Origin of the sequence: Photobacterium lutimaris (genome assembly GCF_003025555.1) — a bacterium.
Classification (GTDB): domain Bacteria; phylum Pseudomonadota; class Gammaproteobacteria; order Enterobacterales; family Vibrionaceae; genus Photobacterium; species Photobacterium lutimaris.
The window spans coordinates 635,882-659,550 of the sequence record NZ_PYMH01000002.1 but is presented as its reverse complement, the minus strand read 5'-3'; the positions used below and the strand labels follow the sequence as shown (position 1 = coordinate 659,550).

Genomic DNA, 23,669 nt, shown 5'->3' with positions numbered 1-23,669 from the left:
ATAGGTAAACACTATGATAAGTGCTTTGAAAAAACTGTGGGCGACATTTTGGCGTCCGGCAGTACACATAAGTTTGGGTGTATTGACCCTCGGTGGGTTTATCGCCGGGATCATTTTCTGGGGGGGATTTAACACTGCCCTCGAATTGACCAATACCGAGAAGTTCTGTATCGGCTGTCATGAGATGCGTGACAATGTTTACGAGGAGCTGCAGCAAACGGTGCACTGGTCAAATCACTCCGGCGTGAGGGCAACCTGTCCTGACTGCCATGTACCCCATAATTGGACTGATAAAATTGCCCGTAAAATGCAAGCCAGCAAAGAAGTATACGGTGCCATTTTTGGGACGATCAATACCCGTGAAAAATTTTTGGAAAAGCGTCTAGAGCTTGCCAATCATGAGTGGGAGCGTTTTGCATCTAATGGGTCGCTGGAATGTAAAAACTGTCACAACTACGACAGCATGAAATGGGATGAAATGTCGGATCTTGCTCGAACACAAATGAAGCAGGCCGCAGAGCGGGATCAGAGTTGTATTGATTGTCACAAAGGGATCGCCCATGAACTACCGGGCAATATGAACCTCTCTGGCGGTATGGTTCAGCAGTTGGTTCAAAGAGCTGGAAATACCTCTTTCAAAGAAGGCGAGAATTACTTCAGTGTCCGCTATCTCCCTATGTATGAGGACGAAGCGCTGACCATAGATGGCGGTGAGCTCAATCCTGCTTCCGAAGTGAAAGTCGTGCAAGTTAGAGATAATGCGGTTCAGGTGGAAATTGCCGGTTGGCGTAAAACCAAGGGCTTTGGTCGGGTAATTAACGAGGACTTCGGTCTGAATATCCCGACTGCGGCATTGAGTAAAGATGCGGCGCTGAGTGACACCTTGGTTGAGAAGTTTGAAGAGAAAGAAGATGACTTAACGGGCTTGGGCTGGCAGCGGGTAACGGTGAAGCTGTGGATGCCAAAAGAGTCATTGATGGATGATGTGGAACCGATTTGGGCTGAGGCGAGACCTGCCTATAACAACAACTGTAGTACTTGCCATACTCAGCCGGCGGAAAATCACTTCGATGCGAATACATGGCCGGGCATGTTTAACGGTATGTTGGCGTTCGTCAATCTTGACCGTGATAGTGAAGCTTTGGTACTGAAATACCTACAGAAACACTCATCAGATTTTTCTGATGCTGGCCATTAAAAGAAGCGAAGCGAGGTAAAAACATGTCTCTGAGTCGACGTCAATTTCTATCAGGGCTGGTAACAACGAGCGCCGTTGGGGTTATTGGTCCGAGTTTACTCACCTCTGTTGCCCGTGCTGCCGAAGAGGTGTCGTCACCGTATTCGGCGGACGGGGTTTGGAAAACCACGGGCTCTCACTGGGGGGCATTCCGCGCCAAAATCTATAACGGTAAGGTCACCGAGATCAAACCGTTGGAGCGGGACAAGTACCCGACCGATATGATCAATGGGGTCAAAGGTATTATCTATAATCCTTCCCGAGTGCGTTACCCCATGATCCGCCTGGATTGGCTGAAGAAGCACAAGTACAGCGGGGATACCCGGGGTAATAACCGCTTTGTTCGGGTGACCTGGGATGAAGCACTTGACATTTTCTATAACGAACTTGAACGGATCCAAAAGGACTACGGGCCTTGGGCGCTGCATGCCGGTATGACCGGGTGGCGTCAAACCGGGCAGTTCCACAGTTGTGGTAACCATATGCAGCGTGCTGTGGGCATGCACGGTAACTTCATGACCAAGGTTGGGGATTACTCGACCGGTGCCGGCCAGACGATCATGCCTTACGTGCTGGGCTCAACCGAGGTCTATGCCCAAGGGACTTCTTGGCCTGATATTCTGGCCAACAGTAAAACAGTCATACTGTGGGCCAACGATCCAATCAAGAATACCCAGGTAGGCTGGCAGTGCGAGACGCATGATTCTTATATGTACTATGAGCAGCTCAAAGACAAGGTCGCCAAAGGTGAGATCAAAGTGATCTCGGTCGATCCGGTGAAATCGAAAAGTCAAAACTACTTTGAGTGCGATCAGCTTTATGTCAACCCGCAAACCGATGTGCCCTTCATGCTGGCTATCGCCCATACCCTGTATAAAGAAGAGTTGTACGACAAAGAATTTATCGACACCTATGCACTAGGGTTTGATGAGTTCATGCCCTACGTGCTCGGTGAAGCCAAAGACAACGTTGAAAAAACGCCGGAATGGGCCGAGCCTATTTGTGGTGTCAAAGCTGATGATATCCGTGAGTTTGCTCGTTTGCTGGCGAAAGACCGTACCCAGTTAATCTTTGGCTGGGCGGTGCAGCGTCAGCAACACGGTGAGCAGCCCTACTGGATGGGAGCGGTGATCGCGACCATGTTGGGGCAGATCGGCTTGCCGGGTGGCGGTATTTCTTATTCTCACCACTACAGCGGTGTGGGGATCCCACCGACAGGTGCGGCGGGGCCTGGCGGTTTCCCGCGTAATGTTGATGAAGGCAAGAAGCCGAAATGGGATAACACTGATTTCAAGGGGTACAGCCGAACTATTCCTGTTGCCCGTTGGATTGATGCGATTCTCGAGCCGGGTAAAGAGATCAATTACAACGGCGCGAAGGTTGTCCTTCCTGATACCAAGATGCTGGTGGTCAGTGGTTGCAACCCTTGGCATCATCATCAGGATCGCAACCGGATGAAGACCGCGTTTCAGAAGTTGCAAACGGTGGTGACGATTGACTTTGCCTGGACGGCGACGTGTCGGTTCTCGGACATCGTGTTGCCGGCGTGTACCCAGTTTGAGCGAAATGATATCGACTTGTATGGGGCGTATTCGGGGACCGGTATATTGGCGATGCACAAACTGGTGGATCCGCTTTATCAATCACGAACGGATTTCGATATCTTTACTGATTTCTGTCGTCGATTCGGACGCAATAAGGAATACACCCGCGGTATGGATGAGATGGAGTGGGTACGTTCACTTTACGATGAATGCCGTGAAGCCAATAAGGCCAACTTTGAAATGCCGGAGTTCGATGAGTTCTGGGAAATAGGGCAAGCGGGTTGGGTCGACTTTGGTGAGGGTAAGAACTTTGTCCGTCATGCTGACTTCCGTGAAGATCCGGAAATTAACCCGCTGGGAACACCATCCGGGTTTATTGAAATCTATAGCCGTAAGATTGCCAGTTACAATTACGAGCATTGCCAGGGGCACCCGATGTGGTTTGAAAAAGCCGAGCGATCCCATGGCGGACCGGGTTCTGACAAGCATCCTCTTTGGTTACAATCCTGTCACCCGGACAAGCGGTTGCACTCTCAGATGTGTGAATCGGATGAATACCGTGCTACCTACACGGTGCAAGGGCGAGAGCCGGTTTATCTCAATCCGGAGGACGCCAAAGCAAGGGGGATCAGTGATGGTGATCTGGTGAGAGTATTTAACGACCGTGGCCAGTTATTGGCCGGTGCGGTGGTTTCCCCTGATTATCCACCGGGTGTGATCCGTATTTATGAAGGGGCTTGGTACGGACCGCTGAGTGAGAAAGTCGGGGCCATTGATACCTATGGCGATCCAAATACCTTGACTATGGATGTGGGTACGTCGGAGCTGGCCCAGGCAACCAGTGCCAATACCGTGTTGGCAGATGTCGAAAAATTCAAAGGTGAAGTACCGCCGGTTACGGCATTTGGCGGGCCTATTTATGAGTCTTGATAGGGCTTTGACCTTGTAGCAAAGAAGGCCACCGCAAGGTGGTCTTCTTTTCTGAGATGTAACACAGCACGCATCGGCAAATATTCCGTATAATTGCAGTATTGATATATCAGACCATTATAGATAGACATGAAGCCATACAGACCCAATGATTACACCGTTCAAGAGAAAACAGCACCCGATTACACGGTAGGGGAAAATGCCTTCAACGCAGCAGGTGGTGAAGAGGGGATCAGGACACTGGTTGAATCATTCTATCGTCATATGGATACCTTGCCGCAGGCACAGAAAGTGCGTCAGATGCACAATGACGATCTGGCGGAATCTATCGATAAGTTAACAACTTTCCTTGTGGGTTGGTTCGGCGGCCCTGCACGCTATGAAGAAAAGTTTGGGATGATGAACTTACCCGGCGCGCATCGACATTTGGCGATTGGTGTTGCCGAAAAAGAAATGTGGCTGCACTGTATGCAAAAAGCACTTGATGAGCAGGGTTACGACGAACTGTTCATACGCCATGTTATGGTTCAATTGTCATTCCCTGCCGAAATGTGTCGCAACCGTACGTAAGGTTTCACTGCTATAGATCATCAATGATGACATAGGTGGCATGGATCGGGCCGTGGACCCCGACAACCTTGATAAGCTCAATATCGGCAGTAGAACTTGGACCGGAGATAAAATTCACGCACGAGGGGAGCCTTTCCCCTTGCTGGGCTTTCTGGTGCAGTTTTGCCGTGGCTTGGGTCAAGCGGGCTACCAGTGCACTTTTGGGCACCACAAACACCGAGGCCTCTGGAAGCAGGCTGATAGCCCTGCCTTGTGCAGGTTGGCTATACAGCACCATGGTACCAGACTCTGCCAGCGCCTGTTCGGCATAGACGATTCCCACTTTTGCCCGTTCGGCAATTTCGATATTTGGCCCATAGCCCAGTTGGGTATTCCATACATGAACACGATGCGCGTCAGTCTCGAGCTGCTCGGGATCAAATAGCGCAAGCAATCGCGGATCGGCAGATACCAGGGTTTCATTCGGTGTCATTGACTGGTTCGCTGCGGCTTCGTCATGGCAGTAATCGACACATATCCGGCGTAATGACTCGGTCAGGTTGGCTTTGGTGGTGATCAGCGCTTGGGCACCAAGTGCCTTGCGGGTGTAGTCAACCAGAATGTGTTTGAGGTCATCGCTGTTTTTCCCCGCCATCACTTCGTGGTGGCATGTATAGCGCAGGGGGGGGCGCTCCACTGGTGTTGTTTGCCGTGGACGCCCCAATTTGGCGGAGATGTTATCGAGAAAGCGCTCGCGGTTGATGATATCGCTCATGTTCAAGACTCCGGGGTAGATTGTCGTTTTTTAAACCAGCTGCGAAATGATTGGCCGTCAGGCTGAGGAAGATCCCTTGCTTCTGTCCATTCACTAATGGCACCTATCTGCAGTGGTAGCTTACCGTTACGGATCAGGCCACTTGCCATTGTTGCCCCGACTTTTACTGTTTTGTCCCACAGCAGTGGCCGGGCATTGATGATGTTAAACGCTGCGACACTCATGCGCTCTGACAGCGGGGTCATACCTTGTTCGGCCATTTTCTGACGGTGCTTGAGCAGTAGATCGGATAATGGGATCTTGACCGGACACACATCATGGCACGCGCGGCATAGGCTGCAAGCATACGGCAACTCTTTGAAGTCCTCATACCCGCCGAGCAAAGGTGACAGCACGGCACCAATCGGCCCGGAATAGATCGAGCCATAGGATTGCCCACCAATATGGCGGTAGGCCGGGCAGGTATTCACACAGGCAGCACAGCGAACGCAGCGCAGGATATCTTTGAACTCCGAACCTAAAATATCAGAGCGACCATTATCGATGATGACTAAATGGAACTCTCCTGGGCCGTCGAGGTGTGCGTTCTCTCGCGGACCGGTTAATGCTGTCACGTAACCGGTGAGGGGTAAGCCAACCGCGCTCCGACACAGCAAGCTAATAACGATATCCAGCTCTTCAAAGGTGGGTACGATACGTTCCATCCCCATGACCGCAATATGGGTTTTGGGTAGGCTAGTGGCAAGGCGGGCATTGCCTTCGTTGGTCACCAGTGTCACGGTACCCGACTCGGCAACAGCGAAATTACAGCCGGTAATACCGATGTCTGCTTCCAAGAAATCGTGGCGGATATAGTCCCTGACGTAGCGGGTGAGTGCTTCAGGCTCTTCGCTGCCTTGATAGCCAATTTTATCGCGGAAGATATCGCGGATCTGATAGCGATTTTTATGTAGTGCCGGAACCACGATATGCGAGGGAGCATCGTAATCATCGACTTGTAAAATATATTCCCCGAGGTCCGTTTCGATCACATCACAGCCGTTGCGCTGTATCATTGCATTGAGGCTGATTTCCTCGGTGACCATGGATTTGGATTTGACCACTTTCTTGGCTTTTTTGTCCTTGATTATCGTCTCGATATAGTCCGTGGCTTCATCGGCAGTTTGGGCGAAGAACACCTTGCCGCCGTTACGACTGACGCTTTCGCTTAGTTGCTGGAGGTAGTAATCAAGGTGTTCAAGCACATGGTTGCGAATGTCCATGCCCATTTCACGCCATTGTTCCCATTGGCCGAGCTTTTCTGCAGCGATTTGGCGGTTAGTGAACATCCGGGTTTGGGCGTTGGCGACCGATTCGCGCATGAAGGTATCTTGCATTTGCACTTCGATACGTTGCTTGAAACGGCTAGTACTGGTTTTCATCGACATGGTGTTTCCTTCCTCAGCGACTCATCAATACATCAACAATGTGCAATACCTTGATCGGTTTGCCTTCACGGCTAATGCGGCCACCGATATTTATCAGGCAACTGATATCCGCGCCGATAAGGTAGTCGGGCTCGACAGCTGAAATATGGCTGACTTTTTCTTTGACCATCTCACCGGAGATCTCTGACATTTTTACCGAGAAGGTTCCACCGAATCCGCAGCAGGTTTCTTGGTGGTTGATAGGGAGTAGGGTCAAGCCTTCAACGTGTTCTAGCAGTTTGATGGGCTCTTCACGCACATTTAGCTTTCTGATCAAGCTGCATGACGGGTGGTAAACGGCGCGGCCGTTAAGCTTGGCACCGACTTGGGTGACACCCAGCTGATTGACAACAAATTGGGTGAGTTCAAAAAAGCGATCGGCAATATCCTGAGCACGCAGGGCCCATTCCGGTTCGTCAGCTAAGTATTCCGGGTAGCGTTTGATGGAGGCAACACAGGAACCTGCAGGGGAAACAATCGGGAAATCATTGGCCTCGAAAGCCATGATCAGATTCTTGATGCCCTTTTTGCTGTCATTGATGTAGCCACTATTGAGTGAAGGTTGGCCACAACAGCCTTGTTGTTCGGGAAATACAATTTCACAGCCGAGTTGTTCAAGCAGTAAAACACTTTTTTTGGCGACCTCGGCCTTGACGGTGTCACACAGGCAGGTGGCGAAAAGATTGACCTTCATACTGGCTCCAGTGCTTGAGGTGAAGTCGTTAGCTAACCAACGCGTCACTCTTTGTAATTATGTTTACAGGGTGTAACGGAATGTTGTTATAGGAAGAATATTGTAGGGAATAGCCGCTTTTGCGCTACATTTTTTTGTCGGCATTAATGCTAAAAACAATACAATTAACACCTGTGATGGGGAATGCTAGTTTTGAGGGGGGATTATTATAGTCAATTAAAATAATAGCTTATTATATTATCGCTAAATAAAGAGAGGTTTTATTTATCAAGTTTTGGAAATAATGATTGTAGATCCCTGCACTAATCCTACGGTAAATTTTGGCGCAATATTTCTACCCTTCTATGCATTTCATAAAGACTCTTCCTCTAACACTGACGGCAATGTTTGTAAGTTAACGACAAAACCGATGCTACGAGCTAAAAAAGAAATTTAATTACTGAATGAAAGTCCGTATTCTATCGTGCCTTTGGCGTGACAGAACGCCAAGATGTGCTTGCCGGTTGCTGTGTTTTAACTTGGGTGGTGGGAATAGTATGGAATTTTCTTGGGAAATAATTGGGGCCCTGTTTGTGGTTGCCAGCCTTGCGGGCTTTATTGATGCCATCGCTGGTGGTGGAGGCATGATTACCGTGCCGGCATTATTAGCTGCGGGGATCCCTCCGGCTCAGGCATTGGCGACCAATAAACTGCAAAGTTCATTCGGCAGTTTCTCTGCCACCTTGTATTTTGTCCGCAACGGTTTGGTCAAGCTCAATGATATGCGTCTAGCAATCGCGTGTACGTTTGTTGGCTCTGCGGCAGGGGCGCTACTTGTCCAGTATATGGATGCCGGAACGTTAACCAAGGTGATCCCGGGCCTTCTCGTGGCGATTGCACTTTATTTCTTGTTTGCCCCAGACGCTGTTGATGGCGGCGGATATCCCAAGCTAAGCCAAGCGGGTTTTGCCTTGACGGTGGGGACTGGCATCGGCTTCTACGATGGCTTTTTTGGCCCGGGAACCGGTTCACTGTTTGCTGTCTGCTTTGTCGTGATCGCCCAGCTGGGGATTGTTGAAGCGACCGCAAAAACTAAGGTGCTTAATTTTACGTCGAATATTGCAGCGTTACTGTTTTTCATTCTTGCGGGTTTGCCCATTTGGGAAATCGGCTTGGTGATGGCGCTGGGCGGTTTTATTGGCGCAAGGCTGGGGGCGAAAGTGGTGGTTACCAAAGGACGGAAGTTGATCCGTCCCTTAGTGGTGATGGTCTCGATGGTTATGGCCGTCAAACTACTGGCCGAGCAGAACCCCCAATGGGTCGATACTCTCGTTTCTTTTGTCTAGCGGCGTATATGGCTGTTATCAGGCTACGAGTTCGGCAGAGTCGGCTGTTGCCCAATCAATACAGGCTTTTGCTAAGATATTGAGTGAGTCCAGACATTGCTCGGGCTGGAGAAAAACCGTTTCAGCAAGAGCGACCGGAATTTCCGTACATCCCAAGATCACGGCATCGGCACCTTGCTCAAGCAGGGCATCGAAAACCGGCTTCATTAACCGGTGCCCCTGTTCGACATCGCCGGCCTTTACCGCATAAATTCCTGCCATGACCGCTTGTTGCTGGTCTTGTTCTGGGGCAATGGCTGCAATTTGCTTTTGCGCTAGTTTGGTTTGGTACATCCGGGTTGCCATGGTTGCCGTGGTGGCGAGAATGCCGACTTTTCGGTAGCCACGCTGCTGGGCTTCTGTGACAACACTATCGAGAATGCTGATCATGTGCACCCGGCAGGTATTACTCAGGCGGGGATACCAATAGTGTGCGGTATTACAAGGCATGACGATACATTCGGCCCCGGCTTGCTCGAGTTGTTCCATGCCTTGCTTCAGTACCGGGTAGGGATCGTCGCCGTTGCTGATCAGGAAGGCGGTACGGTCGGGGATCTGAGGGTTATTACTAACCAGCATAGGAATATGTTGTTGATCACTGCAGGCGGGTGTCTGCGCGATAATTTTTTGCATGAACTCGACAGTGGCGAGTGGCCCCATTCCGCCCAAGATACCTAATTTCCTGCTCATCTTATTGTTCCTACAGTATTTTCCACTGACCTCACTATAGGTGAGCGCCGTCGCTGTGAGAAATGCCGTTGCTGAGCCCGTCATGCAAAATCAGTATAGCCATGCGTCAAAACTGTGATCTAAATAGCTTGAAATAATTCTGTATGTGCAATGTGTTTCGTTATACTGCCGTGGCTTCTGGTTAGGGATAAGCGTGTTGTATTGCTATGAATATTGAAAGTAAGTGGTTAGAAGATTTTTTGGCGTTGGCGGAGGTGAGAAACTTCTCGCTGGCAGCGGAAAAGCGTAATGTCACCCAGCCTGCATTTAGTCGCCGGATCAAAGCGCTAGAGCAGACGGTCGGGGCAGAGTTGGTCGACCGTAGCAAGACGCCGGTAGCACTGACACCCAGTGGTCGATTGTTCCGAATGACAGCCAGAACATTGATCAACCAGATGATGGATGGGGTTGGTCAACTGTCTGATTTGTCAAAACTGGGGGGAAACAATGTCCGTGTTGCGGCTGCTCATTCATTGGCAACCAGCCTGGTTCCGTCTATCCAATCGGAACTGCTGGCAGGTAAGCATAAGCCAGTGTTGAGTGTCGAAGCGATCGATGTCGATGAGGCGATAGAGGAGCTGCAAGAGGGGGGGTGTGATCTGCTGCTTGCGTTCGATGATGAACTGCTGCGTTTGCCGCCATACCAGTCTTTGCAAATCGGCCAAGCCGAATTGTTGCCGGTATGTGCCTGCGACAGTGCGGGCAAACCGCTCTACAGAATTACCAGTAATAAGGAAGTGCCTTGGCTGGCGTACAGCCCGAGTTCTTACATGGGACGTCAAGTCGAGGCAATTCGGGATCAAGTCAACCTGCAACCCGTGTTCTTGTCATCAATGACAGATTTGTTGAAGTCATTGGTACTGCAAGGATTAGGTGTGGCTTGGTTGCCGGATTACGCCATAAAGCACGAGCTTGAAAGCGGGAAAGTCGCCATTGTTGGCGATGACGCACTCCGACTACCTATTGCCTATTATGCTTACCGTTACCAAGCCCGTTTGCACCCCGCTGGGGAGCAAGTATGGCAAGCATTGCGTCTACATGCTGAAAAGTAGATATGAAGTGGGCATAGAATAACGATAAAGCAAAAAGGCTGGTGTAAACCAAAACAAATAGCGAAGTCCTGTCCGGAGCTTCGCTATTTTTTATCTGTCATTTTCTATGTAATTTATCGGGGTATTACACAATCATCGGTGCCAGCAGGAAGCCACAAACCGTCGAAATAGCGACGCCCACTAAACCTGGCATCAGGAATGGGTGGTCAAAAATATTCTTGCCCATTCGGGTTGAGCCTGTCGAGTCGAACTCTATTGCCGCCAAAGAGGTTGGGTAGGTCGGTAGGACAAATACCCCAGTTACCGCGACAAATGACGCCAGGATAGCCCAGTGCGGGACCTGTAAGCTCAATGCCAAAGGAATGATCAGTGGGGTTGTTGCACCTTGTGATAGTAACAGGGTACAGGTACCAAATAGCACCAACGATAAGAGCATTGGGTAGGATTGCAGCAAGGAGCCGGCAAAGTCCTTGATTTCAGGTAAGTAGGCATTCACCATCGTTGAGCCCATGGTGACGATACCGAGAATCACCGCCACAGAACTCATGCCGGATCGGAATGTCGTGGTACGGATGATTTTCTCTGGGTCAACGCCGCAGAGCGGAACCATCAAACAGGCTACGGCAAACATCGAGACGATGATGATATCTCGGGTCGACATCATGCTGCCGTCGGCGAAATGCGGGCGTAGTGAAGGGAAAGCGGCGTAGACAACAATGGCTATGGTCGCAAGCAAAAACAGCATGACAGAATATTTCGCTTTCGGTGCTAAGGTAATGCTCTGTTGTTGTTTTTGCTCATGGGCTTGTTGGATACGGGTAAGGTAAACCGGATCATCCTTGAGCTCGCAGCCTTGGCGTGATGCTACGAAAGCACCGACCATAGCGGCAATAAATGAGGCGGGAAGGCAAACGGCCATGATCTCAAGGAAGCTCACGCCCATCGGCTCCATGATGGAGATCATGGCAGCCATTGCTGCGGAGATAGGAGAGCCAGAGATAGCAACCTGCGAGGCGACTACTGCGCCGGCCAGTGGACGGGAAGGGCGGACGCCGATCTCTTTGGCCACTTCTGAAATAACCGGTAAGGTCGAAAATACGGTATATCCGGTTCCTGCCATGATGGTCATTAGCCAAGTGATCATCGGAGCCAGGAAGCAGATGTATTTCGGGTTACGGCGCATTAGGTTGCCGGCATGGTGGACCAGCCAGTCCATACCGCCTGCTGCCTGCATGGTTGAAGCGGCGGTTACGACCGCCATGATGATCAGAATAACATTGACGGCGGGGGCACTGGGTTCAAGGCCAAAGCCGAGGGTGAGAATCGCCAGCCCTAAGCCTCCTGCAAGCCCGACGCCAAGCCCGCCCATTTTTAATCCCCAGTATATACAGCCTAATACCACTATCAGCTCTAATGCTACTAACATATTGTTTCCTGTCCGTTTGGAATTGTTAAACCATAAAAATCTTGCGGGTATAGTGCTAAAACGGACTGAGGCTGTTAAATGCCAAATATTGCTTTTCCATAACGAATCGGCATAGCGACAAGCCTGAAACTGAGACTGAGTTAACAGACGGGGGAGGATACGCTAAGAGTTGCACAAAATATCATCGGGTATTGATGATTAAAACGGCGATCCACCGAGCTGAAGGCAACAATGAGCATCGGTAATTTGTGAGGTTGAATTGACCAATTCCAAACTGGAATGGGTTGTCGTCCGACGTTTCGCTATTCCGAGTTGGGTGTGAGTGGTATTTTTCTGCACTCAAAGCTTAACGAAGAGATGTGAGTAAATGGAATTGTCATTGGAAGTATTGGGGCTGCTGTTTCTTGTGGCAGGGCTGGCGGGTTTTATCGATGCTATCGCAGGAGGAGGGGGACTGTTAACGGTGCCTGCTTTGCTTGCTGCGGGAGTACCGCCAACACAAGCATTGGCAACCAATAAACTGCAGGGGTCATTTGGCAGTTTCTCAGCGTCGCTGTACTTTATTCGTAATGGGTTGGTCAATCTGCGTGATATGCGCAATGCGATTGTGTTTACCTTCATTGGGGCAGCTGTCGGGGCGGAATTGGTCCAACGCATTGATGCCGGGTTATTGACTCAGTTGATCCCTATCTTGCTGGTATGTATCTCTTTGTATTTCTTGTTTGCGCCGCAGGTCGGGCAGGGGGGCGGTACACCGAAATTGTCGGAGAATGTTTTTGCTCTCACCGTGGGTACCAGTATTGGTTTCTACGATGGGTTTTTTGGTCCTGGAGCCGGTGCACTTTATACCATTTGTTTTGTTGCCATCGCACAGTTTGGTTTAGTGGAAGCGACCGCGCGAACTAAAATTCTGAACTTTACCTCGAACTTTGCGGCCTTGTTGTTTTTTATTTTTGCCGGTCTGCCTGTCTGGGAAATCGGGATTATCATGGCGATTGGTGGGTTTATCGGAGCGAGAATGGGGGCCAAAGTTGTCATATCCAAGGGACGTAAATTGATCAGGCCGATGGTGGTGATCACCTCGATGTGCATGGCGGCTAAATTGCTAGTTGAACAGAACCCGCAATGGTTTCAATAAGCCGGCGGATCCGAGTGGATTGGAAGCTCGTTTGGCGATAGCAAAGCTGGGCCGGACGGGTTAATTCATCAAGAAAAGGGAAGTGGTGGCAGTGGTGAGGCGCTATTTTAAGGGTTTTCACAATTGAAATAGGCACCAGTGCGGCTGCGACTCCGCCTAATGCAAGTTGGGCGGCGGCGGTATAGGAGTCCATTTCCATTAGCGGCGCAATTCCCGCTTTTTGCAACGTACTGACTTGGTTGGCATTGGCCGGATTTTTTAGGTCATTGACCAATAACTGATTGGGCTGTTGCTCAAGCGGTTGGTGACTGACAACAGAAAATGGTTCGTCAAACAAATGGGTGACAGCCAACCCGTGTTGCGGTGGTAGGTGACCGGCACAGAAGCCGACAGCCGCATCCCCAGATTGTACTTTCTCGACAATGACAGGGGTATGGTGAGTGCTTATGACAAGGTAAGGATCTTGTTGGATGTACTTACCCATAAAGGGGGCCAAATAGCCGGCAACGAGGGTTTCCGAGCAAGCGATGTGAATCAGGGTGTGATCATCGACATCGAGTTGATCAAAAATCTGCCCTTTCAATGCCTTGAAACCGGGCTCGACAGCGGTGATCAACTGAAGGGCATCGGCCGTTAGCTTGATACGTCGCCCATCAGGCTCAATAAGCTTTTTACCGATCCGCTTTTCCAGTTTGGCGATACGTTTGCTGACAGCGCTTTGGCTCAGGTACAAACGGCTTCCTGCCTTACTCATGGTACCTTCTTGGGCCAGTACCAACAGCGTTTCTATACCTTCAAGTAACAATCGAAAATCCTATGCCGTTGAGTCACGCTTATCGTTCTGTTTCTTGCTTGGTAATGCTACCAACTTCCAGCATGGCGGCAACGTCAAGGTGTTCGGCATTCATCATTGATGAAATACGTTGTACAGAAGATAGCAGTAATGATTGCTCCCATTCTTCCAGGCGATGGAACCGGGCAACGAAATCTTCTTGCAGCGGTGGCGGTGCTTTTGCCAATAATTCCTTTCCTTCCTCGGTGAGGTAGGCATGGACTTTACGCTTGTCCAGTTTGCTGCGCTCACGGACCACCAAGTTTCGCTTTTCCAATCGGTCCAGAATCGTGGTTGCCGTTGCTTGGCTCATATTGGTGTTATTGGAAAGTTGACGGATAGTCACTTCGCCGGAATCGCGTATCGCGCGCATCAACACCAGCTGCGGGCCTGTCAAACCAGCTAGTTTGTTCAATTTGCGGGAATGCAGATCGATCGCTCGGATGATTTGTCGCAGGGCAATCAATACCTCATCGTGCTTATCCATTTTTCTCTCCTAATTAGTGCTCGGCGAAATTACATCAAACGGACGAAAGTTGGAAGCCTTACTTTTCATAATGTTGTCTCGATCTGATTTGTTATTGGATATAGATGCAATGTATCGCTTAATAAAGCAGTTTTCACATGGGTGAATAAATATAATGAAGGGTCAATTCCCTCGTAACGTAATTATGGCTACATTTTGGGTAACACCAGCGATGGTTAGCGCCACAACAAAGCCTAGATAAAGCTCGCACAGCTTGGAAGGCCGCGCGTGTACCTTACCCGCAATCTGAAGTCTTTAGATAGTGGTCACTCGGTAACGAAGGTGCCAACGCTAACATTGTAGCCAGCATGTCTGGACGGCTATCTATTGGCAACCTCTCCCCACGGCAATTGTTGTGGGATTTGGCATCAGGCCAACCGTGAGTTGATTGAGTTGCGTCCCGTCCCTTGGTTGATGCTTGGGGGCAGGAAAAGTTTTATCGATTAATCCCCCCAAGAAGGTTACTGCGGTGCAAAGACCTGAGGTGTGGGATAACTATTGGAATACTCTCTGAAATGGCAGGGGGACAGTTTGTTCCCCCGAAATACGATTGGTAGATTGTTGTCCTAATAACAGCAAAATATGTCAAATATCCTGACAGGTGTCAGGATTTGAAACATTACCAACTGGTAATGACGGCTAAATTTAGTCCGTTATAGATCAAACTTGCCATAATTATGATAACGGCAATGAGGAGTCAGTTGGTAATGTTAAAGCTCAGTCGTATGGGGCTTGTCCTAATGTGTGTCTTCTCTCAGGTGAACTATGCCGAGGATGAGGCCTGGTCGGTACAGCCATTATCTGCTAGAGATCAACTGGAGCAGCAGTTCTCAGATGATATCCTGCAGCAGAAGAAAGCCCGTCAATGGGTACATGAAATCGCCAATGATATAGCGGCCATCCGCTACATTGATGAGTTGGCAGACTTGTACCAGAGTATTGGCTTTGTTCCGCTGTGGCAGGATACCTTTACTGCCAGTGATTTCGAGCAGCAGCTACGCATGGTGGTGTTGTCGAATATCAGTAGTGATTTCAACCGCCGCTATTCACTTCTCCAGCATTACAAACAGGCAAACGACTGGCGCCAGTATGATCTGTTGGCTACCGATACGCTTTTTGCCTACATGAGTTATGTCGAGGGGATCCCATCTTATGGTCGTGGGTGGTTATTTGGTGCAGGGGTCGATCCCCAATTACCGATGCCGTCTGAAGCGACGTTATCCCGGCTGTACAATGCGATTGATACCGAGCAATTGCGCTTTTATGTCAACACTCTCAAACCTGACGACGAAAACTATACCCGTTTACTCCTGGCTATCGATGCACTCGAGCCATCAGCTAACGATAATTGGCCAGGGTTCTATCAACCGGGGATCATCCGGCTTGGAACTCGGCTGAAAAACCCTGAATCGCTTATTACTACATTGGAGAAGTTGGGGGATTTGCGTGACTTCGAAGCCGATCAGATCCGGGCTGCAGGCGTTCGTACCTATAACGTTGACTTGGCCGACGCGGTGAAGAGTTTTCAGCGCCGTCACGGGTTGAAAGTCGATGGGGCGATTGGCCCGCAGACGCGGCAATGGCTCGCGATATCACCCAAGTCACGCATTCGAGTCCTAGCCCTGAATGCCCAGCGTACTCGGTTATGGCCTTCGGATGCCTCATCGCTGTTGGTGGTCAATATTCCAAATTACCAGTTAAACCTGTGGCTCAATGACCGGCATGTGCTTGACAGCAAGGTGATTGTTGGTCGGCCTAGCCGTCGAACACCGCTAATGACAACCAATGTGTCTTCCGTGGTGTTCAATCCGTATTGGAACGTCCCCATGTCGATAATGCGCAAAGATATTTTACCTAAGGCGCGAAGGGATAGGGGATATTTGCACCGCAACGGTTTTGCGGTGATTCGAAGCTGGCAGAGTTCAGAGCAAATCCCTATTCACACCATTGATTGGCGGATCGTCAATGCCAAGCAGTTCCCATATCGGTTACGGCAAAAACCGGGCAATAAAAATGCACTGGGTCGGTTCAAGTTCAACATGCCCAATGATCACGCCGTCTATTTACATGATACCCCATCCAAGAGTTTGTTCGCCAAAGAGACGAGGGCATTCAGTTCGGGCTGTGTCAGGGTCGAGCAAGCTGGAAGTTTGGCCATGATTTTACTTAATCATTCTGGCGTGACGGAGCAGCGGGTAAACCAGCTCAAGGCACGTACACAAACCAAGACAGTTGGCCTATCCAATAAGGTGAAAATACAGGTGATCTACCAGACTGCATGGGTCGATAATGACGGCTTGGTAAACTATCGCAACGATGTTTACGACTATGACAAGTTTATCGCCATGTCGCAAAACCAAGAATTATTTACATCTCTTTACACTGAATAAAATGCTTTTGTGTCAATAATTAGGCGGTCTTTGGGTGGAAAGCTGCCGTTTTTTTGTCGTTTCAAGGTTTGACTGAACAATAACTGAACGCTATCGTGCTTGTCCATTAAGGGAGCCCGGTTGGGGTTGCGTGACAACGCCTGAGTAAGGCAAGAAGTTAGTTGTTGTTGAGTTATGTCTGAAATTAATTACAAGCGTCGTCAGTTACTGGCTGCTGGTGGAGTAGCGCTTGGGGCATGTTTATTGCCAAGTTGGGCGATAGCAAGCCCGTATAAAGCAGGGAGTGCTCGCCAGATATCGTTGCACAACATCCATACCAGTGAAGATCTCGAAACCGAGTACTTCAATGGAAAGTTGTATGTCAAAGAAGAACTACAGAAAATTAACCATATTTGCCGTGACTTCAGGCGTAACGAAGTCGCGCATATGGACCGCCGCTTGTTTGATACGATCACCGAGATCCAAGCTGGCCTAGGCCATAAAGGGCAGGTACGGATCATTTCAGGCTACCGTTCTCCTATGACCAATAAAGCGCTGCAGAAAAATGGCGGTGTTGCGACAAAGAGCTATCATATGAAAGGTCAGGCCATTGACTTCAATCTAGAAGGTGTCTCTTTGTCACGGATCCGTAATGCTGCGCTTGAAATGCGCCTAGGTGGTGTAGGATATTACCCTCGTAGCGGATTTGTTCATATTGATACGGGTCCTGTGCGTCGCTGGAATGGTTAATCAACCGGTTAGCGTGCGCTGAAATAAACCGAATAATTACAAAGCCGACACTGCCTCCCTCTCTTGGCAGCTGTCGGCTTTGCTGTCTCTGTCTGACCTTTCTTGCCTTGCTACATCCTGCAATTTGAAGTCACTTGGGTATATGCTATCCTGCGGCAAGAACTGAAACCGCTAGGGAAAATCAATGAGTCTTCAATTTGAAATTGTGCCGGTCACCCCATTTCAGCAAAACTGCTCCATCATCTGGTGTGATGAAACCAAAGAAGCAGCAATGGTCGATCCGGGAGGTGATATCCACCTTCTTAAAGAAAAAGCACAGCAATTAGGACTGACCGTTACCAAACTGATCTTGACTCATGGTCACCTTGACCACGTTGGTGGCACAGCCCCACTGGCGAAAGAGCTGGATATTCCGGTGATTGGTCCGCATAAGGAAGACGCATTCTGGCTACAGGGCTTACCTCGTCAAAGTGAGATGTTTGGATTTCCGCTCACTGAAGCGTTTGATCCTGATCAGTGGCTAGAAGAAGGCGATACCGTCACAGTGGGTAACCAGACGCTCTCTGTTCTGCATACGCCTGGCCACACACCTGGTCACGTGGTGCTTTACAGCGATGAAGCAAACGTGGCTTTTGTCGGTGATGTGCTGTTCAATGGCGGTATTGGCCGTACCGATTTCCCTAAGGGCGATTACCAGACTCTGATTGATTCTATCAAGGGTAAGCTATGGCCATTGGGCAATGAGATGACGTTTATTCCTGGTCACGGTCCGATCTCGACCTTTGGCCGTGAGCGTGCATCAAACCCGTTTGTTGCCGACGAAATGCCGCTGTACTAATGTCTTTCACAGCCCAGATTTATCTGGGCTGTTTTTGTTTTATTCCCATTTGAATTTTGTGACTACTTTCACGTTTCTTCCTCAGCTGGACTGGAATTAGGAAATTTTCCTAATTGTCCTAAGTCCACTTCTCAAGCCACACTCTATTTGTCTCCCTACAATGCCTGCCAATGGTCTTCTTGCTCTGTTTGCTGATCTGGCGAGTAGGGGCTGTTGAAGCTTTATGCCCGTAAGAGGCTTTGAAGTTTCAACAGGCCCTATTCGGCAGAAGAAGATCAGAACGTACAGTTTGCGCTGTAAATAACGTCGAAAAAGTATTGAGGGTGACACATGCTTAAACTTCTGGATCAGGTCAGAAAGCCAACGTTGGATCTGCCTGTAGAAGAACGCCGTAAAATGTGGTTCAAGCCGTTTATGCAATCGTACTTGGTTGTATTTATCGGTTACATGACCATGTATCTGATTCGTAAAAACTTCAACGTTGCTCAGAACGACATGATCTCAACCTACGGCCTGTCGATGACAGATCTGGGTCTGATCGGCCTGGGTTTCTCCATTACCTACGGTATTGGTAAAACTGTTGTTTCTTATTATGCCGATGGAAAGAATACCAAACAGTTTCTTCCTTTCATGTTGATTCTTTCCGGTATTGCAATGTTGGGCTTCAGTGTCAGTCTGGGCGGCTCAAGCGCCAGCCTGTTCATGATGGTAGGCTTCTATGCACTGAGCGGTTTCTTCCAAAGTACCGGTGGTCCATCTAGCTATTCAACCATCACGAAGTGGACGCCGCGTAACAAGCGTGGTACCTACCTAGGTTTGTGGAATATGTCCCATAACGTAGGTGGTGCCGGTGCTGCTGGTGTTGCATTGTTCGGTGCAAACTACCTGTTCGACGGACATGTGATTGGTATGTTTATCTTCCCGTCGATCATTGCCTTGGTAGTGGGTTTCATGTGTTTGCGCTTTGGTAGTGATTCACCAGAAGCATACGGTCTGGGTAAAGCAGAAGAGCTATTTGGTGAAGAGATCAGTGAAGAAGATATCGTCGCTGAAGAAAACCAGATGACCAAACGCGAAATCTTCATGGAATACGTACTGAAGAACAAAGTTATTTGGCTATTATGTTTCGCCAATATCTTCTTATACGTTGTCCGTATTGGTATTGACCAGTGGTCAACCGTATACGCTTACCAAGAGCTTGGTTTGTCGAAAGAAACCGCTATCTCAGGTTTCACCCTGTTTGAAGTGGGTGCCCTAGTGGGAACGCTGATGTGGGGTTACCTGTCTGATTTGGCAAATGGCCGCCGTGCAATCGTAGCGTGTGTCTCTTTGGTACTGATTATCTTCTGCCTTGAGTTCTACCAGCATGCAACGAACGAGTACATGTACCTAGGTTCACTGTTTGTACTTGGCTTCTTGGTGTTCGGTCCTCAGCTTCTGATTGGTGTTGCTGCGGTTGGTTTTGTACCGAAAAAAGCGATCAGTGTTGCTGACGGTATTAAAGGGACCTTTGCTTACCTGATTGGTGACAGCTTCGCGAAACTGGGTCTGGGTATGATTGCAGATGGTACGCCAATCTTTGGTCTGACAGGTTGGAAAGGTACATTTGCTGCCCTAGATACCTCAGCCGCGATTTGTATTGTTTTACTTCTCTTTGTGGCCGTTGCGGAAGAGAAGAAGATCCGCCGTGAAAAGCGCCTGCAAAAAGAGCTTGAGCTAAAAATGGCTTAATCGCTATAACGAGATGCTTTTAAAAAACTGCCTGCGGGCAGTTTTTTTATATCGGCAAGATATAAGTGATGAGTTGCACTGTCACTATTTTTGGTTAATTACATTTCAGCCTTGTTTCAAAAGAGCCGAACAGGTAGTTTATGCCTCTTTTTCGCCTTGGGGGATAAAAAATGATCAACGTTGCTTTGGTTGATGATCACATCATTGTACGTTCTGGATTCGCACAGTTACTGATGTTGGAAGAGGACATCAATGTGGTGGGTGAATTTGGCTCGGCCAAGGATGCCCGCCAAGGTCTGCCGGGTAGCCAGGCGAGTGTCTGTATCCTCGATATCTCGATGCCGGATGAAAGCGGCTTGTCGTTACTGTCGGATCTTCCTGAGGGGATAGCCTGCATCATGCTTAGCGTTCACGACAGCGCTGCAGTGGTGGAAAAAGCATTACAGACAGGTGCCAGAGGATACTTGAGCAAACGCTGTAGCCCTGATGAGCTGGTTCAAGCCGTCAGGACGGCGGCGGCAGGTGGCTGTTACCTCACCCCGGATATTGCGATCAAGCTGGCAACAACCGCTAAATCGTCTGCGTCTCTGTCCCAGTTAACCAAACGTGAGCGTCAAATTGGTGAAATGCTGGCGACTGGCTTGGATGTCAAAGCCGTAGCCGTCGAACTCGGCCTGAGCCACAAGACCATTCATGTCCACAGGGCGAATGCCATGGACAAACTCGGAGCCAAAAACAACGTTGAGCTAGCCAAGCATTTCAATACCGAGGTGTTGTAGTGCGCAACTTTGCCCTTACCACGCTAGGTGGGTGGTTGTTGATCGCCTGTGCGTGGTTTTGCCTCTGGGCCATTGCATCCTATTTTACCCTCGATCCTGAATTGGCCGTTTTCCTTTTCCCTTTCGCTCTTCGCATGGGGATCGCCCTGCATTGTCCTAAACAGTATTGGGGCGCGGTATATGGTGCTGAGTGGGCCTTGATGCTGGCATTGGCCCCGCAGGTGGGCAACCCGCTATGGGCAGCAGCCTTGTGCGCAAGTATTGCCAGTGTCCCCTTGTTGTGGGTGGCACACGGCCAATACTATGGCTCCCAGCTACGTCGGTTATGTGTGATGGGGACGGTGATTGGTTTGGCCGCGCTGCTCAATGTTGCGATCTCTGGTTGGTTTAGCGAGCACAGCTGGATGGTGTTATTGGTCAGCATTACCGGCGGGCTGATGCTTGTGCCGAGTTGCTACCTGATCTGGAGTTATTTGTTCCAGCAGGCGTGGATCCCGTTGACGGTCGACCTCGTTTCCCGCCCTGTGGCTTTGCGGGTGCGGCATGTTTTTTTCTATGCGGGGCTGTTTATTGCTAGCATCGCGCTACAGCTTGGCCTACCGGATGAGATGCGTCGTTTTGCGCCTTTCTGTTTGGCTATCCCTATTATTGTACTGGCTTTCCGCTATGGCTGGCAGGGGGCCTTGTTAGGCACGCTTCTTAACAGCGTGGTGTTGATTGCGGCCCGAAGCACGGGGAGCAACTTGGAGGTGACCGATCTATTGCTTTCGCTGTCAGCACAAAGCCTGACAGGCATTTTGCTGGGAATGGGAATCCAACGTCAGCGTGAGTTGAACCAGCAATTGCGGCTTCAGCTCGACCGCAACCATAGTTTATCCCGTCAGTTGGTCAAAGCAGAAGAATCCGTACGGCGTGATGTAGCCCGAGAGCTCCATGATGAGATCGGCCAGAATATCACGGCAATTCGTACTCAGGCCTCTATCATCCAACGGGTAGAAACCACGCCTGTGGGGGCGGGGTGTGCCGGCATGATTGAAAACCTATCCCTGAATATCTATGACACCACCAAGGGCTTGCTGAGCCGCTTGCGCCCTAAATCACTTGATGACATGGGGCTGGTCGATTCTCTGGAGCAGCTGGTAAGGGATTTGGAATGTGAAGCTCAGGGGATTTCAGCGTCTATCGATTGGCACTGCAACGGATGCGAACCCGATGCCTTAAGCGATACCCTGAGTGTGACCCTATACCGCCTTTGCCAAGAATCAATGAACAATGCGGTCAAGTACGCGCAAGCCAGCCAGCTTGAGCTGACTTTTGTGGTGGACGTTGAAACCGTCGCGCTGACGGTTCGTGATAATGGCCGGGGATTTTGTGTCGAACAGGTGATGCAGATGTCTTCCCATGGCTTTGGTTTGCAAGGTATGCGAGAGCGGGTTGAGGCACTTGGTGGTTCGATTAACGTGGCCAGCCACATGTCAGGGCCAAGCCAAGGTACCTGCATCGCTATCCAACTGCCCATTCTGTAAAGACGGGCCGTAATCGGCTATGAAGAATTGTTGTGAGGACATTATTGTGAAAACGCAAGTGTTGGGGAGCCCAGAGTCCTCACTAAGCTCAGAGGCAGTTGTTAATCCAGAGCTATCCGGCAGCGCTCAGCATATCGATGAACAGTACCGTTACTGGCGTCTGCACATCATGCTGACGATGTATGTCGGGTACGCGGTGTTTTACTTTACCCGCAAGAACTTCAATTATGCCATGCCATCCATGTTGGTGGATCTCGGCCTGGACAAGTCCGATATCGGCATGATGGGCACGCTGTTCTACATCACCTACGGTGCCTCGAAGTTTCTCTCCGGCGTGATTTCCGATCGTTCCAACCCCCGTTACTTCATGGGGATTGGCCTGATGGCGACGGGTGTGGTGAATATCATGTTCGGTTTTGCCGATTCACTGTGGTGGCTGATGACGTTGTGGGTCTGTAACGCGTGGTTTCAAGGATGGGGGTGGCCACCCTGCTCGAAGCTGATGACGACATGGTACTCCCGATCGGAACGTGGCTTCTGGTGGTCTATTTGGAACACGGCTCATAATATTGGTGGTGCTTTGATCCCCTTGCTCGTAGGTTACCTCACCTTGCACTATAGCTGGCGGCTGGGTTTTATTGTCCCCGGTGCTGTTGCGGTGGTGATTGGGCTGGTACTGTGCTGGCGGCTGAGGGATAAACCCACGACCCTTGGCTTGCCCACTGTCGGTGAGTGGCGTCAGGACCGGCTCGAACTGACTCATGAGCGGGAAGGATTTGGCTTGAGTACCAGGGAGATCCTGCGCAAGTATGTGCTGACCAATAAATATATTTGGTTGCTGGCTTTCAGTTATGTGCTGGTATATGTGGTGAGAACAGCAATCAATGACTGGGGCAATTTGTACTTGAGCGAGCAGCAGGGCTATGGACTGATCCAGGCTAATATGGCGCTGTCCTTGTTTGAGGTTGGCGGCTTTGTCGGTTCGCTGGTAGCAGGGTGGGGCTCGGATCGATTATTCGGCGGTAACCGAGGTCCGATGAATGTCATTTTTGCTATCGGCATTTTCTTGTCGGTCGCGGCACTGTGGCTGATGCCCGTGACAAACTTTGCCTTATTGTCCGGGTGCTTCTTTTCGGTCGGTTTTTTTGTCTTCGGTCCACAGATGCTGATCGGCATGGCGGCGGCGGAATGTTCGCACAAGGATTCGGCAGGAGCCGCGACTGGGTTTGTTGGCTTGTTTGCCTATATGGGGGCAGCGTTGGCGGGGTATCCACTAGCTCTCGTGATGGAACATTTCCACTGGACCGGATTCTTTGTCGTTATTTCCGTTGCTGCTGGTGTTATTGGGTTGCTGTTGTTACCTTTTCTCAAGGCACAGGCGACACCGGAAAGCACGACATCGTAAAAAATGAGT

At 49.9% G+C, this 23,669-nt stretch carries 20 protein-coding genes and 1 pseudogene; 14 read left to right on the top strand and 7 right to left on the bottom strand.

Features of this window, described 5'->3' with window-relative positions:
• Window positions 1–13 precede the first annotated feature (13 nt).
• The 3 genes from torC to C9I99_RS08515 all read left to right on the top strand — a co-directional run bounded on the left by torC (window position 14) and on the right by C9I99_RS08515 (window position 4,281).
• On the top strand, window positions 14–1,198 hold the full coding sequence (gene torC / locus C9I99_RS08525) for a pentaheme c-type cytochrome TorC (RefSeq protein ID WP_107348417.1): 1,185 nt from the start codon (window positions 14–16) through the stop codon (window positions 1,196–1,198).
• A gap of 23 nt (window positions 1,199–1,221) precedes the next feature.
• Window positions 1,222–3,711, top strand: a complete 2,490-nt coding sequence (torA, locus tag C9I99_RS08520; protein WP_107348416.1) for a trimethylamine-N-oxide reductase TorA — start codon at window positions 1,222–1,224, stop codon at window positions 3,709–3,711.
• Window positions 3,712–3,840: 129 nt separating this feature from the next.
• Window positions 3,841–4,281 (top strand): group II truncated hemoglobin, encoded by a 441-nt coding sequence (locus C9I99_RS08515; RefSeq protein WP_107348415.1) that lies wholly within the window; start codon window positions 3,841–3,843, stop codon window positions 4,279–4,281.
• 10 nt (window positions 4,282–4,291) lie between these two features.
• Here the strand turns inward: C9I99_RS08515 and C9I99_RS08510 are convergent, their stop codons facing one another.
• Genes C9I99_RS08510 through C9I99_RS08500 form a run of 3 tightly spaced genes read right to left on the bottom strand, consistent with a single transcriptional unit; the run spans window position 4,292 to window position 7,195 of the window.
• Window positions 4,292–5,035, bottom strand: coding sequence for a LutC/YkgG family protein (locus C9I99_RS08510; protein WP_107348414.1), 744 nt, complete (start codon window positions 5,033–5,035; stop codon window positions 4,292–4,294).
• 2 nt (window positions 5,036–5,037) lie between these two features.
• A complete protein-coding gene (locus C9I99_RS08505) occupies window positions 5,038–6,462 on the bottom strand; it encodes a LutB/LldF family L-lactate oxidation iron-sulfur protein (protein WP_107348413.1) in 1,425 nt (474 codons plus the stop codon).
• 13 nt (window positions 6,463–6,475) lie between these two features.
• Window positions 6,476–7,195 (bottom strand): (Fe-S)-binding protein, encoded by a 720-nt coding sequence (locus C9I99_RS08500; RefSeq protein WP_107348412.1) that lies wholly within the window; start codon window positions 7,193–7,195, stop codon window positions 6,476–6,478.
• 536 nt (window positions 7,196–7,731) lie between these two features.
• Here C9I99_RS08500 and C9I99_RS08495 point away from each other — a divergent pair.
• On the top strand, window positions 7,732–8,520 hold the full coding sequence (locus C9I99_RS08495) for a TSUP family transporter (RefSeq protein WP_107348411.1): 789 nt from the start codon (window positions 7,732–7,734) through the stop codon (window positions 8,518–8,520).
• Window positions 8,521–8,538: 18 nt separating this feature from the next.
• Here the strand turns inward: C9I99_RS08495 and cuyB are convergent, their stop codons facing one another.
• Window positions 8,539–9,249, bottom strand: a complete 711-nt coding sequence (cuyB, locus tag C9I99_RS08490; protein WP_107348410.1) for a cysteate racemase — start codon at window positions 9,247–9,249, stop codon at window positions 8,539–8,541.
• A gap of 206 nt (window positions 9,250–9,455) precedes the next feature.
• Between cuyB and C9I99_RS08485 the strand changes: the two genes are divergently transcribed.
• On the top strand, window positions 9,456–10,340 hold the full coding sequence (locus C9I99_RS08485) for a LysR substrate-binding domain-containing protein (protein ID WP_107348409.1): 885 nt from the start codon (window positions 9,456–9,458) through the stop codon (window positions 10,338–10,340).
• Window positions 10,341–10,464: 124 nt separating this feature from the next.
• On the opposite strand, the gene C9I99_RS08480 is transcribed toward C9I99_RS08485, so the two are convergent.
• Window positions 10,465–11,766 (bottom strand): anaerobic C4-dicarboxylate transporter, encoded by a 1,302-nt coding sequence (locus C9I99_RS08480; RefSeq protein ID WP_107348408.1) that lies wholly within the window; start codon window positions 11,764–11,766, stop codon window positions 10,465–10,467.
• Between the two features lie 367 nt (window positions 11,767–12,133).
• Between C9I99_RS08480 and C9I99_RS08475 the strand changes: the two genes are divergently transcribed.
• On the top strand, window positions 12,134–12,904 hold the full coding sequence (locus C9I99_RS08475) for a TSUP family transporter (RefSeq protein ID WP_107348407.1): 771 nt from the start codon (window positions 12,134–12,136) through the stop codon (window positions 12,902–12,904).
• Here the strand turns inward: C9I99_RS08475 and C9I99_RS08470 are convergent.
• Together C9I99_RS08470 and C9I99_RS08465 are read right to left on the bottom strand one after the other, a co-directional pair.
• A complete protein-coding gene (locus C9I99_RS08470; RefSeq protein ID WP_107348406.1) occupies window positions 12,864–13,709 on the bottom strand; it encodes a LysR family transcriptional regulator in 846 nt (281 codons plus the stop codon). The genes C9I99_RS08475 and C9I99_RS08470 overlap by 41 nt on opposite strands.
• A gap of 28 nt (window positions 13,710–13,737) precedes the next feature.
• Window positions 13,738–14,223 (bottom strand): MarR family winged helix-turn-helix transcriptional regulator, encoded by a 486-nt coding sequence (locus C9I99_RS08465; RefSeq protein ID WP_107348405.1) that lies wholly within the window; start codon window positions 14,221–14,223, stop codon window positions 13,738–13,740.
• Between the two features lie 233 nt (window positions 14,224–14,456).
• Between C9I99_RS08465 and C9I99_RS27670 the strand changes: the two are divergent.
• The 8 genes and pseudogenes from C9I99_RS27670 to uhpC all read left to right on the top strand — a co-directional run.
• Window positions 14,457–14,525, top strand: a pseudogene (locus tag C9I99_RS27670) (hypothetical protein); the annotation flags it as partial.
• A 444-nt stretch (window positions 14,526–14,969) separates the two neighbouring features.
• Window positions 14,970–16,652, top strand: a complete 1,683-nt coding sequence (locus tag C9I99_RS08455) for a L,D-transpeptidase family protein (RefSeq protein ID WP_107348404.1) — start codon at window positions 14,970–14,972, stop codon at window positions 16,650–16,652.
• Between the two features lie 174 nt (window positions 16,653–16,826).
• A complete protein-coding gene (gene mepK / locus C9I99_RS08450) occupies window positions 16,827–17,381 on the top strand; it encodes a peptidoglycan L,D-endopeptidase MepK (RefSeq protein WP_107348403.1) in 555 nt (184 codons plus the stop codon).
• A 184-nt stretch (window positions 17,382–17,565) separates the two neighbouring features.
• Complete coding sequence (locus C9I99_RS08445; protein ID WP_107348402.1) at window positions 17,566–18,219, top strand: MBL fold metallo-hydrolase; 654 nt, start codon at window positions 17,566–17,568, stop codon at window positions 18,217–18,219.
• 330 nt (window positions 18,220–18,549) lie between these two features.
• Entirely contained in the window at window positions 18,550–19,950 is a 1,401-nt protein-coding gene (uhpT, locus tag C9I99_RS08440) for a hexose-6-phosphate:phosphate antiporter (RefSeq protein ID WP_107348401.1), read from the top strand.
• 170 nt (window positions 19,951–20,120) lie between these two features.
• Complete coding sequence (gene uhpA / locus C9I99_RS08435) at window positions 20,121–20,729, top strand: response regulator transcription factor UhpA (protein WP_107348400.1); 609 nt, start codon at window positions 20,121–20,123, stop codon at window positions 20,727–20,729.
• The gene (uhpB, locus tag C9I99_RS08430) at window positions 20,729–22,255 is read left to right on the top strand and encodes a signal transduction histidine-protein kinase/phosphatase UhpB (protein ID WP_107348399.1); all 1,527 of its coding nucleotides are present in this window, start codon (window positions 20,729–20,731) and stop codon (window positions 22,253–22,255) included. The genes uhpA and uhpB overlap by 1 nt, the downstream gene beginning before the upstream one ends.
• A gap of 61 nt (window positions 22,256–22,316) precedes the next feature.
• A complete protein-coding gene (gene uhpC, locus C9I99_RS08425) occupies window positions 22,317–23,660 on the top strand; it encodes an MFS transporter (protein ID WP_275937914.1) in 1,344 nt (447 codons plus the stop codon).
• Window positions 23,661–23,669: the final 9 nt, after the last annotated feature.

What these genes read in the sequence shown, in the direction of transcription:
- torC (WP_107348417.1), top strand. Translation starts at nt 14, where the DNA reads ATGATAAGTGCTTTGAAAAAACTGTGGGCGACATTTTGGCGTCCGGCA.
- torA (WP_107348416.1), top strand. Translation starts at nt 1,222, where the DNA reads ATGTCTCTGAGTCGACGTCAATTTCTATCAGGGCTGGTAACAACGAGC.
- C9I99_RS08515 (WP_107348415.1), top strand. Translation starts at nt 3,841, where the DNA reads ATGAAGCCATACAGACCCAATGATTACACCGTTCAAGAGAAAACAGCA.
- C9I99_RS08510 (WP_107348414.1), bottom strand. Translation starts at nt 5,035, where the DNA reads ATGAGCGATATCATCAACCGCGAGCGCTTTCTCGATAACATCTCCGCC.
- C9I99_RS08505 (WP_107348413.1), bottom strand. Translation starts at nt 6,462, where the DNA reads ATGTCGATGAAAACCAGTACTAGCCGTTTCAAGCAACGTATCGAAGTG.
- C9I99_RS08500 (WP_107348412.1), bottom strand. Translation starts at nt 7,195, where the DNA reads ATGAAGGTCAATCTTTTCGCCACCTGCCTGTGTGACACCGTCAAGGCC.
- C9I99_RS08495 (WP_107348411.1), top strand. Translation starts at nt 7,732, where the DNA reads ATGGAATTTTCTTGGGAAATAATTGGGGCCCTGTTTGTGGTTGCCAGC.
- cuyB (WP_107348410.1), bottom strand. Translation starts at nt 9,249, where the DNA reads ATGAGCAGGAAATTAGGTATCTTGGGCGGAATGGGGCCACTCGCCACT.
- C9I99_RS08485 (WP_107348409.1), top strand. Translation starts at nt 9,456, where the DNA reads ATGAATATTGAAAGTAAGTGGTTAGAAGATTTTTTGGCGTTGGCGGAG.
- C9I99_RS08480 (WP_107348408.1), bottom strand. Translation starts at nt 11,766, where the DNA reads ATGTTAGTAGCATTAGAGCTGATAGTGGTATTAGGCTGTATATACTGG.
- C9I99_RS08475 (WP_107348407.1), top strand. Translation starts at nt 12,134, where the DNA reads ATGGAATTGTCATTGGAAGTATTGGGGCTGCTGTTTCTTGTGGCAGGG.
- C9I99_RS08465 (WP_107348405.1), bottom strand. Translation starts at nt 14,223, where the DNA reads ATGGATAAGCACGATGAGGTATTGATTGCCCTGCGACAAATCATCCGA.
- C9I99_RS08455 (WP_107348404.1), top strand. Translation starts at nt 14,970, where the DNA reads ATGTTAAAGCTCAGTCGTATGGGGCTTGTCCTAATGTGTGTCTTCTCT.
- mepK (WP_107348403.1), top strand. Translation starts at nt 16,827, where the DNA reads ATGTCTGAAATTAATTACAAGCGTCGTCAGTTACTGGCTGCTGGTGGA.
- C9I99_RS08445 (WP_107348402.1), top strand. Translation starts at nt 17,566, where the DNA reads ATGAGTCTTCAATTTGAAATTGTGCCGGTCACCCCATTTCAGCAAAAC.
- uhpT (WP_107348401.1), top strand. Translation starts at nt 18,550, where the DNA reads ATGCTTAAACTTCTGGATCAGGTCAGAAAGCCAACGTTGGATCTGCCT.
- uhpA (WP_107348400.1), top strand. Translation starts at nt 20,121, where the DNA reads ATGATCAACGTTGCTTTGGTTGATGATCACATCATTGTACGTTCTGGA.